Origin of the sequence: Halobacillus ihumii, from assembly GCF_902726645.1 — a bacterium.
GTDB classification, from domain to species: domain Bacteria; phylum Bacillota; class Bacilli; order Bacillales; family Halobacillaceae; genus Halobacillus_A; species Halobacillus_A ihumii.
Map to the genome: position 1 here is coordinate 1,003,531 of NZ_CACVAO010000001.1, position 15,369 is coordinate 1,018,899.

Here is a 15,369-nt window from a genome sequence, read left to right on the forward strand (position 1 = left end):
ACGCAAAATGTTATCGCTTTTATAAGATTTGATGTTCTATTTTATTTATTTAATAATCAGAATAATCTTTATATTGTTAGGAGTGATGACTATTAGTGTTACAGTCACAAAGGAAAAGGAAGTTTATTCAGTAACTGGAAATGAAGTACTAGGCTCACATCCATTGTTGTCCCAAAAGGAAGTAGATCACGCGATTCACAAAGCAGATCAGGCTCAAAACAACTGGGCGGAAACGGAAGTTTATAAACGAGCAGATATTCTGCATGATTGGGCAGACCGTTTAGCCGGTAGAAAGGAACAAATCGGTGAAATGATCTCTAAAGAAGTAGGAAAAAACCGTTCTTCCGCAGTAAAAGAGGTTGTCCGAACAGCAGATCTAATCCGCTACACAGCTGAAGAAGGCTGTAGAATCCACGGGGACATGCTGCGAGGGGATTCCTTCCGTGGCGGAAGCTCTAAAAAAATGGCTATAGTTGAACGCGAACCGCTTGGTATCGTTTTGGCAATTTCTCCATTTAACTACCCTGTAAACTTAGCAGCCTCAAAAATTGCCCCAGCTTTGATGGCCGGAAATGGCGTCATCTTCAAGCCTGCTTCACAAGGTACTTTAAGTGGCCGACTAATGATTGAAGCTCTACTTGAAACAGAAATACACCATGACCTCGTCCAATGTATCACAGGAAAAGGTTCTGAGATTGGCGATTTCCTTGTTACTCACCCACAGGTCAGTATGATTACGTTCACTGGAAGTACTGCTACAGGCCAATCCATTTCTAAAAAAGCAAAAATGATTCCTGTGGTTCTCGAATTAGGAGGTAAAGACCCAGCCATTGTTCTCGATGATGCCGATCTTGACCTGGCTGCAGATCAAATTGTCAGCGGGGCCTTTTCCTACTCGGGACAGCGATGTACTGCTATCAAGCGAGTACTAGTCGATGAGAAAGCTGCCGATAAACTGACAGAAAAAATCAAACAGAAAGTTGAAGGATTAACAGTTGGAAATCCGGAAGACGACGCTGCCGTTACACCATTAATCGATAATAATGCGGCTGATTTTGTACAAGACTTAATCGATGATGCCTTACAAAATGGAGCAGAACTTGTGACAGGCAATAAACGAGCAGACAATTTAATTTATCCTACATTGCTCGATCACGTACACCCACATATGAAGGTTGCTTTGGAAGAGCCTTTTGGTCCTGTACTCCCAATCATTCGTGTACAGGATGAGGTTGATCTTGTTTCTATCGCTAATGAATCAGATTATGGTCTTCAAGCCAGTGTTTTTACAGCAGATGTTCAAAAGGCCATGGACATCGGGGCAAAACTTAACGTTGGTTCCATCCAATATAATGCAAAAACGGAACGGGGGCCCGATCATTTCCCCTTCATCGGTGCGAAAAACTCCGGCCTCGGCTCACAAGGCATCCGCCGCAGCATCGAATCCATGACACGAGACAAACTATTCGTACTAAATATGTAACCCATAAAATACCACCTCAGGTCATCCAAAAATTGGATGACCTGAGGTGGTAAAAAACTCCAAATTATTACTTCTCCACTAATGTGTCGGCAACTTCGATCGCCAGCCGCTCAGCGGATAAGGGACCGGCGAATGTTCCCATATCACCGGGTAGTTTGTACGTGCGGTCTTCTTTTACAAATTCGAGATTCGTCCATGCCGGGTTATCAGCAAATTGGTTTGTAAAGATATTATCATCTTTTTGTACAAGATAGAAGAAATGACTGTTTTGATAATTTTGCAGCGCTTCTACAGAAGTCGAAATAAATCCATAAATCTCCGGCTGTGCAGTTTCGACCGCATTCTCCACTCCCATTTGTTCTAGCACACCTGCTACAACAGAATTATCTGTAAACAACCTCATAATTGGGGAATTCTGGGAGGTGAAGGCCTGTGTGACTACAGCTTCGATGTCAGATAATCCTGCTTCTTCAATCCGTTTTCCCTGTTCTTTAAACGTTTGATCTAACTCCTGCTTCACTTCCTCAGCCTCTTCTTGTTTATCAAATATTTTGGCCACAGCATCAAATTCATTCAACATATGCTGATACTGGTCGTCCACTCCTTCTTCTGAATAAGGAGCAAACAATACAGTCGGAGCTATCGATTCCAATTCTTCTATAATGGTCTCATGACGATATTTAGCTCCAATGATAAGGTCTGGTTTTAATCGTGCAATCGCCTCTAAATTCGGTTCTGCGCGTGTCCCCACATCCTTTGTAGATTCAGAAAGCGGTTCCCCTACATTGATCCATTTATTATAACCTTCAACATCTGATACACCCACAGGTTCAATCCCTAATGGCAGCATATGTTCTACATATGTCCACTCCAGAACTACAACCCTTTTCGGAACACCTTGAATCGTTTGCTCCCCCATCCCTGTATCAATTGTTACAGAACGTTCAGGCTCACTTTCCGCTGAACTGTCTTTTACTCCTTGATCACTTTTATTACAAGCTGCCAGTATAGCTAGTATAAATATTACAATAAGCAGACCAAGTTTTTTCATCATTCATCATCCACTCCATTAGCTTATTTCAATCGGATCTAAAAACATTATGTATAATTTCGATCACAATTGATAAGGATTATCATTATCAATTGTGATCATATCCCTATACAGGTCGTTTGTCAACTAATTAAAAAGTCTCTAACTTTGAACAATAAAGTTCTTAGTTAGAGACTTACAACTAAAGTGCTTTTACTAATCCGCCATCGATCACAAGAGATTGTCCTGTCAGATATGTGTTCCCGCCTGAGGCAAGAAATACAACCGCTTTCGCAAACTCCTCAGGTTCTCCATAACGTCCAATCGGTATCGACTGCTCCGCTTTTTCTCTGATTTCTTCAGGCGTTACACCCAATTTATCAGCATTCTTCTCATCAAGTGAAGCTACCCTGTCCGTGGCGATCCTGCCCGGCCCTACTGTATTAATCAAAATATTATCTACTGCCAGCTCCTGGGACAAACTTTTCGATAACCCGACAATCCCCGCTCGGAATGTATTCGATAGGATCAGATTATCCAGTGTCTGTTTAATAGAAGAAGAAGCAATATTGATGATTCTGCCGCTTTGTTGCTTTTTCATAGAAGGAAGTACTTCTCGAATCGTTCGGATAAAACTTAATAAGTTTAATTCAAATGCACGATTCCAATCTTGATCCTCAAAGTCATCGAAAGTTCCGGCTGGCGGCCCTCCCGCATTATTAATTAGCACATCAATTGTTCCATTGTATTCAACAGCTGTTTGTGCTAAACGTTTAATTTGCTCAGGATCCGTTACATCACATACTATGTAATCAACGTGCGTGTTTCCGCTAATTTCCCTAATCTCTTTTTGTGCTTTTTGCAACTCGTCCTCACTTCTGCTTGAGAGTAAGACACGCGCTCCTTCTTTTGCAAACTCTAAGGCGGTTGCTTTCCCCAGTCCTTTACTTGCTGCCGTGATGACAACTGACTTTCCATTTAAATCCAAATCCACCCTTATCCATCCCTTCGCTATGAAATTTCATTTGTCTTAAATTTTTTCCCATAGTTGTATTATACATTCAAGAAATAGAATTTTCAGTCATTAGAAGTTCTAAAAATAGATCCAGCCTCTGTAACTCATGTGGTTACAGGAGGTATTTGCTGGTCAAACAAGACGACAGCAGCTTCTTTTGCTTGATTGCTTCTGATTCCTAATCCCGACGTTCTTGCAACAGTGCCGTAAACCCCTGGACGGCCATCTGGAAACAGAATGATGCTCCCTCCTATAAAATAAATTGACTACGTTATGTCTATTCTCAGCCTGAGAAAATGACTAGACTCCTGTGGTAATGAAAATAGAAGTGTACATTCATTTTCACCAAAAGGAATATCCGATGAAAAAGCAGTTAAAACTGCACCCGCATAAGGTGTGAAAATTAGTTGATAATCTTATAGGTGATGAGCGGAAATATCTAACAAGTTATGTGTACGCCCGTACGATTGAATACCAGAAAACATATTGTAAATAGAAACTATTATAGAAAGGATGAATACAATTGGCAAATCTAACAGAAAGTCAGGCTAACCTATTAAGATTGGCGAATCAACTGTCACAAAGCATCATGACAAGTAGCGTAGATTCAAATTTTTCACTTGATTTACCAGGATTAGATGTCGATGTAGATGTTGACTTAGGAGGAGGCACTACTCCGGACATTCCTACCCCAACACCTCCAACAACGCCTGACACACTAACAGAAGTATTGCTACGACTACGAAACGAACAAGTGGAAATTACTACTCCATTTGGTACTGTTACCGGCACACTATTGGTCGTGGAAAGCGACTATGTCGTGGTAGTGGAAGCTTCTGGAGCTCAAGTACTTGTCCGTATAGAAAAAATTGAACTAGTCAGTGAATTATAAGGGAGGGATATAAATGTTTGAAGCAACCTTTACTGCTGAACTCGCCACTCATGTTGGCGCAAGAGTTGAAGTAGCAACCGATAATAACTTAATTGAAGGTCTTCTCTCAACAGTTACCGAAGATTTGGTTTTAGTTATTGAGGTAGATAGTGGATACGGCGACAATAATAAGCTATATATTTCTGTTGATGCGATCAACTTCGTTCGTTTACTCGTAACAGTATAAAGGATCACAGTCGAGCAGAAATATATGAAGTTAGAAACACCCTGGTTTCAAAAACCAGGGTGTTTTCGTGCTGGTTGCAAAATATCAACAGCCATATTCTCAAGCAACAATTTTTTAAATAATACCCCAGTTCCCAGCATATAGATGTAAAATGAATGAACAAAAAAGGAGTGTCCCAAAAATGCAAATCACTTGAGGGACACTCCTGTGATCATGAAATTGTTCGTGTTCACAGCAAACCAATCAACTTGCTACAGCATTAAGGTTTCTTCCTGCTGACAGCATCACTAATTTTATTGGTGATTCTCAGGGTTTTCATTCCATCCTCCCCTGATACCGTCGGCTCTTTATCAGACTGTATACAGGTTATAAAATCCATTAATTCAACACTTAGCGGCTGAATCGTATCGTCAACTTGTATAAGTTCAGTAATCGTTACAGAACATTCACTCGTATTCTCTTTCATCATACGAGTGATTTTGATTTCCCTATTCAGAAGATCTGCTTCAATTAGTGCATCCTCTGTAAGAATTTGAATCGTTCTTGCTTTACGTTTGGATTTGAAACTTGCCGTAAGCTGTGCTGTCACCCCTCGTGAAAATTCGGTGATCACCACGGCATGTTTTGGGGTGTCTTCCATGACTTTGCCTAAAGCATGGAATTCTACTATTTTATCGTCCAGAAGCTCCTTTAGAATATACAGATCGTGAATCATTAAGTCTTTTACCACATCCACATCTTTGACCCTTTGATTGTATGGACTCATTCTGTGAAAATCGATCGCTATGATGTTCTGACTTTCTACTTCTTTTTTAAGAACTTGAATAAGTGGGTTAAACAGCTCTATGTGCCCTACCTGAAGTTTAACCCCTGCTGTTCTGGCTTTCTTAACTAAATCTTCCGCCTGATTAACCGTACTTGTAATCGGTTTTTCCATTAGCATGTGCACATTGTGCTGAATACAAGTTAACCCAATACCATAATGAAATTCAGTCGGCACAGCAATGCTGACGGCGTCCACTGAGTTTAATAGGTCATTCATAGATTGAAATGGTTTAACCTGGTATTTTTCAGCCATTTGATGACATCGTTCATGATCGTTGTCGTATATCCCGACAAGCTGGCAATGATCATGCATCGACAGATAAGTTCGCACATGATTCTCTCCCATATTTCCTGTTCCAATTACACCGACCTTCATAAAAAATCTCCTCACTCTTATAAATACTAATGTATTCTATGTGCCAGCTATCGAGCGAAATAGACTGTCATAACGGTTACACATAAATTTGGCGTTTGTCCTCCTGGTCAACTGCTAGATTATTTACAAGAGAGGAGATAACGTACGTGATACATGTCTTGTTTATCGCAGAAGATACATCAGCCATGTTACACAGGAACTTTTACTACTTAGAACAGCAACTTGCTAAATCAGTCAACTTAACCGTATGGAGAAAGCCTGGTCATATCGACTACATTTTGAAACAACTGCCTGACCGTCCAGACTTTATCTTACTGCTGCATGATGTGGATCGAAAAATGGCTCCAACGATTAAAGGGCTTTCTACCACCAGCATTCCAACGGGGCTATTTGTAAATGACGTTCACCGTCTTACCAATCTTAGACGAAACTTTATAGCAAAAAATAAGATCGATTATCTGTTTACGATCGTGCGGGACAAATTTACAGAGACCTATCCAGAATTCAAAAATAAAATGGAATGGTTTCCTCATTTTGTTAATACAGAAATATGTAAGGATTATGGATTAGAAAAAGAGATCAACTTGTTAATGATGGGAGCAGTAAACGATGACTATTATCCGTTAAGGAGGAAAATAGTCGAGGCGTATGAAGGAAATGAGGAGTTCGTTTATCATGACCATCCAGGTTATCGACATTTCAACAAGCAAGATGAACATCAGCATTTAATTCGCGATTCGTATGCCCGGGAAATCAACCGATCAAAAATATTTTTAACAACTCCATCTATTTTAAATTACCCTGTCATAAAATATTTCGAAGTGCTTGCCTGCAGAACTCTTCTCCTTGCACCTACCTTTAAAGAATTAGAGGACCTTGGCTTTATTCCGTGGGTCCATTTTGTACCCATCAGTGAAACCAACTTTGAGGAACGAGCAGCCTATTATGTAGCGAATGAAACAGAAAGGCAAACCATTGCTGATCAGGGATACAATTTCATCCGTCAAAAGCATTCCCTTACAGTACGTACTAAACAGCTCGTGGCCCGGTTAGAAGAAATACTTCGCGAATAAGAAGGAGGTTTTTTACGATGTCTAATATTCCTAACAGTGTACAGCTTGGCAACAACGTAGTTATTGAGAAAGACGTGATCATTGGAGAACATGTGGTGATTGGTCATAATACTATTCTGTTAAAAGGCACCCGGATTGGAGATCACGTCACCATCGGCAGCAATTGTGTGCTTGGGATTCAACCTAGCATCAACCAGCGAATGCGTAAAATTGCAAAGATGTACACACAGCTTATCATCGAGTCCGGCACTAGAATCGGTCACGTCGCTTCCATCTACTCAGGTACTCAAGTTGGAAAAAATGTGTTTATTGGAGACCATGCAAGTATTAGGGAGAATGTCTCGGTTGGGGAAGGCTCAGTAGTCGGGAGAGCTGCGATTGTTGAACTAAATACGACTATCGGAAAATCCTGTACTATTCAAACACTGGCTTATGTTACAGGTGATACGATGCTTGAAGATGATGTGTTTATCGGCCCGTGTGTATCGATGTCCAATGATAAATACATGGGGGCTCAAGATTATTCCCTGAAAGGTCCGCATATTAAAAAAGGGGCTAAAATTGGTAACAATGCCTCCCTTTTACCAGGAGTGACAGTTGGCCGCAATACTATTATTGGTGCTGGAGCCGTAGTAACGAAGGATGCGGAAGATAACACTGTGGCTGCAGGTGTTCCAGCTAAAAAAATAAAATCCTAGAGTCAAAATGAGGTGAAATGGATGACATCAGAATCGATTGATGATTTTAAAGTAGTAAAACAGGATCAATTAGAAGCCGTTGGTAAGAAAATAGGTAATGAATTTTATGTCCCTATGGCGTTTCTTGAAAAAGGATTCAGCTTAGAAAAAGTATGGGTTGAAGCGCAGAATTTGTTAAAAGTCAATGTCACCAAAGCAAGATCTTTAGACATTAACCATTATGACTGGAATGGTAATTATCTGCATTATGATTTGAATAAGGTCGAAAATTGGAGCGTATCGTTCGACCAAGAAGGTATTCCTAAAACCATCTACTCTCATGGCACTTACTATAACCCTTCTACAATTGCCCAATATGGTTTGGAGCATTACAGTCTTTATTTAAAGAATAAAGAAGAATCAAATAAAAACAAATTTTTAAAGACTGCTGAATGGTTTATGAAGACACAGGACAGTCGCGGAGGCTGGGCCTACCAGTTTGACCATCATTATTATCCTGAAAGGTTTCCCCCTTTAAAAGCTCCATGGTATTCAGCCATTGGATTAGGAATGGCCATGTCAGTGTTGGCGCGCGCCTCCCATCTTTCAGGAAATAAAAAATATAAGAAAAGTGCCTTGAAGGCAACGTCCATTTTTAAAATTCCTTCCCGCCAAAACGGGGTCCTGGCTAAATTTGAAAACAAGTATTTCTTTTATGAAGAAAGCCCGACCGACCCTCCCAGCTATATATTAAATGGCTTCATGTTTTCGTTAATTGGTTTATACGATCTATGGAGAGCTACCAGCGATAACGGAACTAGAAAGCTGTATGATGAAGGAATCACTTCCTTAAAACGCATGCTTCCTCTATTTGATTTGGGAAACCGAACCGCCTATGACCTTACACATTATACTACGGATGGCGGCTACCCTAACGTTGCAACATGGGGATACCACGTCGGGCATATTCATTTATTGGATGCTCTGAATTCGATCGAAAAAGATCCGAAAATGAATGAAGCATTAACAAGATGGGAGGGTTATTTAAATGGGATAACCAAGTAGCAAAGAAAGGTAAAGGATAGCTGTATATGAGTGAAGCTGCTCGAGAAGGGGTGGGGAATGGTGTCAAAAAGGATCTGCATGGTTGTGGCCTATCATCCGTTTCTAGATGCGAGAATTTTCAGGAAAGAAGCTAAGAGTTTACAAAAAAAAGGATACCATGTAACGATGATTGTTCCGAAAAAGAATGGATATTTATTTGATATTGATGGGACCCCGTTTACAAACCGCTTTAGAAACAAAGTATTTACCCATGAGGGAATAAAAATCGTCACATACAACTGGGAGACCTGCAGAGATCAATTAAGTAAAGTGTTAAGTGATGAAAGTACTTGGGAAAGACAGGGGTTTACCAATCAATTAACACAGCTTGCTATTCAGGAAAATGCAGATATTTACCATACACATGAGTACCTTTCCCTTTTTGCTGGAGTAGGTATAAAACGATTAATGAAGAAAAGAAAAGGTAGAGAGGTGAAATTAATTTATGACAGCCATGAATTAACACCCGATCCTCTGAGCCCTAGATACACAGAGCAGCATAGAAACAAGTTGAAAGAAAGGCTTCTTATTATGCTTGATGAGGTGGATTATTTGATTACCGTTTCAGATTCCATTAAATCATGGTATCTGTCTCACAAACCCCGTCTGCCTGTAGAAGTGATCTATAACTCACCCCCGCTCGCGAAAAACTATCAACCTAAAGAATATAATTCTACTGGATTAACGGTTGGCTATGAAGGAAACATCGATGATAAAAAAGGGATGAAAGAAAAGATGACTGCCATCACAGAGATATGTTCAAAAAAGATAAATTTCCAATTTAAGATTATGGGAGGGAGCCGGTACGATAATCCCTTTGATATCCCGAAACACCTTCAGAGAAACCTATCGTTAACCGGCTGGGTCGATTACCTTGATATTCCTAAGCATATGAAAGATATTGATATTGGCTGGGTTGATTTAGAAAATGTAGAAAGCTCGCTTAATTTCAACTATGCCATGCCGAATAAATTCTTTAGTTATTTGAACAATGGCATTCCCGTTTTAGTCAATAAATGCCATGATATGGAAGTTTTTATAAACAAACATCAGTGTGGGTACGTGATAGATAAAACGAACGTAACTGCTCAAGATTATGCAGATGTTTTACTGGAGCTTAGTAAAAACAAAACCATTTTGAAACAGATGAGCCGCAATGGACGCAAGGTAATGGAAAGCCTGTACTCATGGGAGAGGATGGAAGAACGGTTACGAAACGTTTATCAGCAGCTTCTTGCAAGATAAATTGCCGAACATCTCTCCCCTCTGTAAAAAGAAAGGAAAGATCACTATGAGAGTACTGCATATTTCTTATGGCTCCCCCATGATCGAATTGTGTAAAGCATTACGGTCAAAAGGAGTTCAGGCTACCTCCTGCCACTTTGATGAACATCCTTTTAAATTTCAACCTGATCTATGTTTACAGCTTAATCAACATCCAAAACAGGAACGAGAAACGAGAATAGAAAAGTTCTTACGGGACTCAATCCCAAAGTATGACATCTTCCATTTTCATTTTGGGGAAACATTTTTTCCTGATAAAAGAGACTTGGACATCTTACGGCGTGCTGGAAAGAAGATGGTCGTCCACCATCACGGTTCAGACGTTCGCCTTCTTTCAGCTGCCCGAAAAAATAACCCTTATGTTCAAGTAAAGCCCGAATGGACAGAAGAAAAAATCTATCACAATATAGCCGCTTTATCCAACTATATCGATCATGCAATTGTCCAGGACCCTGAATTGGAAGGATATATTTCAAATTTATATAAACATACCCATGTGATCCCCCATACCATTGACGTACACCAATTCAAACCACAATACCCGGAAGCCAATCAATCCTCTCCCCTTATTGTTCATGCCCCTACTTCACGACAAATTAAAGGAACTGAATTCCTATTAAAAGCCGTGGAGGAGTTACAGCATTCCGGGTTATCTTTTCGCTTTAAATTAGTGGAGGGATTATCCAATGACGAGGCTAAAAACCTGTTTGCGCAAGCAGATATTGTGATCGACCAGTTGAGAATTGGCGCTTATGGTTATGTTAGTTCCGAGGCGATGGCTTTAGGAAAACCGGTTATTTGCTATATAAGAGAAGATCTCGTCGATAAATATCCTGCTGGTTTGCCCATTGTCAATGCAAACCCTGATACAATTCGTTCCGTTTTAGGAAATTTAATTAGAAATCCAAGACTAAGAAGGAATACAGGTTACGAGGGAAGAATGTACGTTATCAAGAATCATATGGCTGAAAAAGTCGTGGAAAGGTATATAGACATTTATAATAAGTTATAAAGCGCCCAGGGGCTTTCTCTTTGGGTAGAATGAATTGTTGGTACACAGCTACTTCCCGTCCATCACCTTAGTTAAAATTTCGACAATAGCGTGTGAAGTTTTCCCATCTCCAAAAAGGGCTGGCTGTTCCTTAGGGGTTCGTATCGTGTCTGCAGTCTTTAAAATTTGCTGTGTGGATGAACCAACTAAGTGATTCCAGCCATGCTTCACCGTTTCTCCCCACTCTGTTTCATCTCTAAGCGTAATACAAGGAACTCGAAGCATGTAAGCCTCTTTTTGCAACCCGCCTGAATCTGTTAAAATCACCTTTGCTTTGGAAGCAATCGCTAACATATCAAGATAATTTAATGGTTCGATTAGTTTAATAGATGGCGCTGAAATCATACTGGTTAATTTAAATTGTTTAATTTTATTTTTTGTTCTAGGGTGCAAAGGGAGAACCACCTCCATTTTCAGTTGTTGTAAAGCTTCAAGGATGGAGCTTAAACGAACAGGGTCATCCGTATTTTCAGCTCGATGAATCGTGGCCAAATGATAGTTGTTTTCTGAAAGCGATAAATCCTTCAGGAGAGAAGACTGCTGCAGTGCATGTGGTTTAAAGTGGGAAACAGATTCATACATAATATCCCCTACCTGATAGACTCCCTTCGTAATTCCCTCACATCTTAAATTATCAATGGCGATATCGGAGGGACAGAACAAGTAGTCCGAGAGATGATCTGTAATCAATCTATTAATCTCTTCGGGCATTTTTTTGTTAAAACTGCGAAGGCCTGCCTCGACATGAGCTACTGGAATATGGAGTTTTGCTGCAGTTAAGCTGCCAGCAAGAGTAGAATTGGTATCTCCGTAGACGAGCACCACATCCGGCTGAACAGTCGTCATAATCTTTTCGAGATCAGACAACATGGCGGCTGTTTGTTTCCCATGAGAACTAGAACCGACCTCTAAATTGTAATCCGGTTTCGGAAGGTTCAGCTGCTCAAAAAAAATGGTCGACATATTATCATCATAGTGTTGACCAGTGTGTACAATGGTTTCTTCTATTTTCGAATGAGATTGTAACGTTTTAGACAACATGCATGCCTTGATAAATTGCGGCCTTGCTCCCACTACGGTTAAGATTTTCATAATATACTCCTCTCAAAACTCTTTCTAGTCAGCTCTTATTTGAGGATTCGCTGTCAACGGCTTATTTCCACCCACTTCACAGTCCTGACAATCCCATCTTTAAACGGTGTTTTCGGGTACTGTCCTACAATGGACTGTAACTTGCTCACATCTCCTCTATGACTATTAACATCAGCCTTTCGATTCGATTTTCTCAAAATTTTCCCTTTAAATTTCATAACATCACTTATCGTTTCTACCACTTGCTCAATCGATAATTGTTGATCAGTTGAAATATTTACAAGATCACCAGGCGCAAGCTTCATAAACACCTCAGACACAATATCGACCGTGTCTTCTACATAGATAAAATCTCTTGTTTGCTTTCCTGATCCATGTATTTCAGGGGATTCTCCTTCAAAGATTTTCTTAATCGTAAGTGGAATGACGCCAGCAAGTGCCCCTTCAAAATTTTGCCTTGGGCCATAATTGTTAAAAGGTCTTACAATAAAAGCATCTAAATCAAACATTTTCACATAGGATTGCAGCATTAAATCTGCTGAAGCCTTTCCTGCCGCATAAGTCGTTGTAGGGACAAGCGGATGCTTCTCATCCATAGGCTGATATTGCGCCGAACCATACGCTTCTGAAGAAGAAAAATGGCATAACGTTTGGAAAGCTTTTTTACGTTGAAGTTCTAATAAGTTTTTTAACACAAGCACATTGGTCATATAAGCATTAGCGGGATTCATAAACGAGTAATTCAAAGCCTTCGTAGCGCAGTTAAATACAATATCAATATCATAAACATCTATGATGTAGCTGAGAGCGTCTTGGTTCTCAGCGTCATCTATATGAAGCACTGCCCCCTTACTCAGGGCAACTTCTATATTCTCCTTTCTTCCAACGAAAAGATTATCCACGATAACCACCTGCGCTGCTCCTTCTTCCTGCATCTTATCGACCAAATGACTCCCAATAAAGCCAGCTCCTCCAACAATTAAAATATTGCTATTTATCAATGACGGTCGCTTCACGATCTGTCACTCCTCTTCTTTATCATCAATAATTTAAGCGGGACTGCCCGCCATCCACTGAAATAGTAGTTCCTACAATCCATGAAGCCTTATCGGAGGACAGAAAAGCTGCAACATCACCAATTTCCTCAGGCTTACCCAGTCTTCCTGCCGGGATCTTATCCCTGCCGTATTTATTAAGGAAATCTGGATCACGTTCTAATCTGCGCTGCCACTCTTTATTGGGATGATAAACCGCTCCTGGAGCAATTCCTACAACCCGAACGTTATTTTTTATAGCTTCAGAACTAAAGGATTTTGTAAAACTAATAAGTGCTGCTTTAGAAGCATTATAGGAAGGAACTCCCCCTGCTTCTTTTCCATAAATCGAAGCCACATTAATGATCGTTCCTTGCCCATTGTCGAACATTTGCTTACTGGCTAATTGACTTAAATGGACAGCACAAATGAAATTCAATTCCATGGCTTTTCCAAATACATCTGGCGGCGTGTTGACTATGCTATCTCCATGACTCGCCCCTGCGTTATTAACAAGAATATCGATAGTATTAAAATCGGCAATAAATTCATGAATAAGCTGCTCCCGTTGTTGATGACTTTGCAGATCCTTCTGGTACGTTTCGACGCCTAGTTCCTGTTTGGCTTGAAGGAGTTCATTGTGACTTCTAGCTGTCACTCCAACCTGCGCCCCTTCTTCAATAAAGGCAGCAGCAATCGCTTTGCCGATTCCTCTTGAGCCACCAGTTACCAGCACTTTTTTCCCTTTTAAATTCAACTCCATTTTTGGTCTCTCCCAACCTGTCATGGTTAACGACGTCCGCAATTTGAAAACAACAGATCATTTTAATTGTATGAATAATCCATGTGGGGTGTTAATACGTTATTAAAAGGAATCCCATGTGGTTTGTACTAAAGTGGAGGCTAATCATGAATAAAAAAGTTTGCTTTTTAGTAACGGAACATCCCTTTTTAGATGCCCGTATTTTCAAAAAGGAAGCTAGAAGTCTAACGAAGCAAGGTTATGAGGTCACAATGATCGTCCCCAGGAAAAACGGCTACCTGTTTGACATTGATGGCCGTGTTTTTCGTAATACATTTCAATCACAATCCTTTAATTATGAAGGAATTCACATCATTACGTATGAGCAAATCCAGCCGGAGAAAAAGATTAAGAGTCTTCTTTATAACCTTCGAACAGGAAACTCTAAGCGATTTAACGATCCCCTGACACAGATTGGTATCGCCCAGCAAGCAGATATCTATCATGCACATGAATTTTACTCTCTCTACTCAGGCGTTGGAATTAAACGAGATCTAACTGCAAATGGGCAGCGTTGCAAATTGATTTATGACAGCCATGAATTAGAACCTGATCCCTTAGTGGCTCAGCCGAGAAATCTATTAAATAATAAACAGCAAATGCTTGAGTTGATGCTGCAAGACGTAGACTTTGTTTTAACCGTATCGAAATCTATTCAGTCATGGTATCTTGACATCGATGCCTCCCTTCCTGTCGAAGTAATCTATAATTCGCCCCCGCTGGCACCTTCGTTTCAATCCATCCAGGAGACAAAACCACATCTGCTTATTGCCTATGAAGGCGTCATCAGTAACCAGAGAGGCAATTTCCATAAGTTCTTAGAAATCATGGAGTTGTGTAATCAATGGTTCGACTTAAGAGCAAAGGTCATTGGCGGCTGGAAAGACACAAGTCAGGAACCCTCACTTCCTCCTTCCTTAAAAGGTAAAGTGGAATTCACTGGTTGGGTAGACTACGATTCGATTCCTTCATTGATGAGGGATGTTGATATTGGGTGGGTAGATTTAGACGCTGAACATTCGCTTAATAACCGCTTCGCTATGCCAAATAAATTCTTTAGCTACTTAAATAACAGCGTCCCTGTTTTAACCAATCAATGCACAGATATGGAAAAATTCATTGAATCCTATAAGTGTGGACATACCGTTAAAAAGCGACAGACAACGGCTGATGATTATGCTCAAGCCCTTTTTTTCCTCCATTCTCATCGAGATAAGCTTCTTGAAATGAGTCGGCAGGCCCGAACGATCATGGAATCCCAGTTCAGCTGGAGACATATGGAACATAGACTATCTAAGGTTTATGAACGGCTTGCACAAGACCTATAAAACCTCCCCACAAAGGGTGATGAAACTGGAATCCCCTCTCACATTTCAATACCTATAGACCTGCCTTTCCTGTATGG

15 protein-coding genes are annotated in these 15,369 nt (G+C 40.3%); 9 read left to right on the plus strand and 6 right to left on the minus strand.

The window, feature by feature from the left end; all coding sequences use genetic code 11:
* Positions 1-85 precede the first annotated feature (85 nt).
* Positions 86-1,483, plus strand: coding sequence for an aldehyde dehydrogenase family protein (locus G6R08_RS05175; RefSeq protein ID WP_163526999.1), 1,398 nt, complete (start codon positions 86-88; stop codon positions 1,481-1,483).
* Positions 1,484-1,550: 67 nt separating this feature from the next.
* On the opposite strand, the gene G6R08_RS05180 is transcribed toward G6R08_RS05175, so the two are convergent.
* Positions 1,551-2,537 (minus strand): ABC transporter substrate-binding protein, encoded by a 987-nt coding sequence (locus G6R08_RS05180; protein WP_240339649.1) that lies wholly within the window; start codon positions 2,535-2,537, stop codon positions 1,551-1,553.
* A gap of 178 nt (positions 2,538-2,715) precedes the next feature.
* Positions 2,716-3,507 carry an SDR family oxidoreductase gene (locus G6R08_RS05185; RefSeq protein WP_163527000.1) on the minus strand — a complete coding sequence of 264 codons (792 nt, stop codon included), beginning with the start codon at positions 3,505-3,507 and terminating at the stop codon, positions 2,716-2,718.
* Positions 3,508-4,051: 544 nt separating this feature from the next.
* Here G6R08_RS05185 and G6R08_RS05190 point away from each other — a divergent pair.
* Together G6R08_RS05190 and G6R08_RS05195 are read left to right on the plus strand one after the other, a co-directional pair.
* The gene (locus G6R08_RS05190) at positions 4,052-4,420 is read left to right on the plus strand and encodes a DUF2642 domain-containing protein (protein WP_163527001.1); all 369 of its coding nucleotides are present in this window, start codon (positions 4,052-4,054) and stop codon (positions 4,418-4,420) included.
* 13 nt (positions 4,421-4,433) lie between these two features.
* Positions 4,434-4,646 carry a hypothetical protein gene (locus G6R08_RS05195; RefSeq protein ID WP_163527002.1) on the plus strand — a complete coding sequence of 71 codons (213 nt, stop codon included), beginning with the start codon at positions 4,434-4,436 and terminating at the stop codon, positions 4,644-4,646.
* Positions 4,647-4,905: 259 nt separating this feature from the next.
* Here G6R08_RS05195 and G6R08_RS05200 read toward each other — a convergent pair whose 3' ends face one another.
* Positions 4,906-5,847, minus strand: coding sequence for a Gfo/Idh/MocA family protein (locus tag G6R08_RS05200; RefSeq protein ID WP_163527003.1), 942 nt, complete (start codon positions 5,845-5,847; stop codon positions 4,906-4,908).
* 146 nt (positions 5,848-5,993) lie between these two features.
* Here G6R08_RS05200 and G6R08_RS05205 point away from each other — a divergent pair, with 146 nt between their 5' ends.
* From G6R08_RS05205 to G6R08_RS05225, 5 genes are read left to right on the plus strand one after another with little or no spacing between them, the layout of a single operon-like run.
* The gene (locus G6R08_RS05205) at positions 5,994-6,920 is read left to right on the plus strand and encodes a glycosyltransferase (RefSeq protein ID WP_163527004.1); all 927 of its coding nucleotides are present in this window, start codon (positions 5,994-5,996) and stop codon (positions 6,918-6,920) included.
* 17 nt (positions 6,921-6,937) lie between these two features.
* Positions 6,938-7,618: an acyltransferase gene (locus tag G6R08_RS05210; RefSeq protein WP_163527005.1), complete on the plus strand. Its 681-nt coding sequence runs from the start codon at positions 6,938-6,940 to the stop codon at positions 7,616-7,618.
* A 21-nt stretch (positions 7,619-7,639) separates the two neighbouring features.
* Positions 7,640-8,662 carry a D-glucuronyl C5-epimerase family protein gene (locus G6R08_RS05215; protein WP_163527006.1) on the plus strand — a complete coding sequence of 341 codons (1,023 nt, stop codon included), beginning with the start codon at positions 7,640-7,642 and terminating at the stop codon, positions 8,660-8,662.
* 57 nt (positions 8,663-8,719) lie between these two features.
* Positions 8,720-9,946: a glycosyltransferase gene (locus G6R08_RS05220; protein WP_163527007.1), complete on the plus strand. Its 1,227-nt coding sequence runs from the start codon at positions 8,720-8,722 to the stop codon at positions 9,944-9,946.
* Positions 9,947-9,992: 46 nt separating this feature from the next.
* Positions 9,993-10,997, plus strand: a complete 1,005-nt coding sequence (locus tag G6R08_RS05225) for a glycosyltransferase family 4 protein (RefSeq protein WP_163527008.1) — start codon at positions 9,993-9,995, stop codon at positions 10,995-10,997.
* Between the two features lie 48 nt (positions 10,998-11,045).
* Here the strand turns inward: G6R08_RS05225 and wecB are convergent, their stop codons facing one another.
* From wecB to G6R08_RS05240, 3 genes are read right to left on the minus strand one after another with little or no spacing between them, the layout of a single operon-like run.
* Positions 11,046-12,128, minus strand: coding sequence for a non-hydrolyzing UDP-N-acetylglucosamine 2-epimerase (wecB, locus tag G6R08_RS05230; protein WP_163527009.1), 1,083 nt, complete (start codon positions 12,126-12,128; stop codon positions 11,046-11,048).
* Positions 12,129-12,181: 53 nt separating this feature from the next.
* Positions 12,182-13,144: a dTDP-glucose 4,6-dehydratase gene (locus G6R08_RS05235; protein ID WP_163527010.1), complete on the minus strand. Its 963-nt coding sequence runs from the start codon at positions 13,142-13,144 to the stop codon at positions 12,182-12,184.
* A 25-nt stretch (positions 13,145-13,169) separates the two neighbouring features.
* On the minus strand, positions 13,170-13,925 hold the full coding sequence (locus tag G6R08_RS05240; protein ID WP_163527011.1) for an SDR family NAD(P)-dependent oxidoreductase: 756 nt from the start codon (positions 13,923-13,925) through the stop codon (positions 13,170-13,172).
* Between the two features lie 146 nt (positions 13,926-14,071).
* On the opposite strand from G6R08_RS05240, the gene G6R08_RS05245 reads away from it, so the two are divergent.
* Positions 14,072-15,292 carry a glycosyltransferase gene (locus G6R08_RS05245; RefSeq protein WP_163527012.1) on the plus strand — a complete coding sequence of 407 codons (1,221 nt, stop codon included), beginning with the start codon at positions 14,072-14,074 and terminating at the stop codon, positions 15,290-15,292.
* Positions 15,293-15,369: the final 77 nt, after the last annotated feature.

What these genes read in the sequence shown, in the direction of transcription:
- G6R08_RS05225 (WP_163527008.1), top strand. Translation starts at nt 9,993, where the DNA reads ATGAGAGTACTGCATATTTCTTATGGCTCCCCCATGATCGAATTGTGT.
- G6R08_RS05240 (WP_163527011.1), bottom strand. Translation starts at nt 13,925, where the DNA reads ATGGAGTTGAATTTAAAAGGGAAAAAAGTGCTGGTAACTGGTGGCTCA.
- G6R08_RS05180 (WP_240339649.1), bottom strand. Translation starts at nt 2,537, where the DNA reads ATGATGAAAAAACTTGGTCTGCTTATTGTAATATTTATACTAGCTATA.
- G6R08_RS05245 (WP_163527012.1), top strand. Translation starts at nt 14,072, where the DNA reads ATGAATAAAAAAGTTTGCTTTTTAGTAACGGAACATCCCTTTTTAGAT.
- G6R08_RS05175 (WP_163526999.1), top strand. Translation starts at nt 86, where the DNA reads ATGACTATTAGTGTTACAGTCACAAAGGAAAAGGAAGTTTATTCAGTA.
- G6R08_RS05195 (WP_163527002.1), top strand. Translation starts at nt 4,434, where the DNA reads ATGTTTGAAGCAACCTTTACTGCTGAACTCGCCACTCATGTTGGCGCA.
- G6R08_RS05210 (WP_163527005.1), top strand. Translation starts at nt 6,938, where the DNA reads ATGTCTAATATTCCTAACAGTGTACAGCTTGGCAACAACGTAGTTATT.
- G6R08_RS05220 (WP_163527007.1), top strand. Translation starts at nt 8,720, where the DNA reads ATGGTGTCAAAAAGGATCTGCATGGTTGTGGCCTATCATCCGTTTCTA.
- G6R08_RS05215 (WP_163527006.1), top strand. Translation starts at nt 7,640, where the DNA reads ATGACATCAGAATCGATTGATGATTTTAAAGTAGTAAAACAGGATCAA.
- wecB (WP_163527009.1), bottom strand. Translation starts at nt 12,128, where the DNA reads ATGAAAATCTTAACCGTAGTGGGAGCAAGGCCGCAATTTATCAAGGCA.
- G6R08_RS05200 (WP_163527003.1), bottom strand. Translation starts at nt 5,847, where the DNA reads ATGAAGGTCGGTGTAATTGGAACAGGAAATATGGGAGAGAATCATGTG.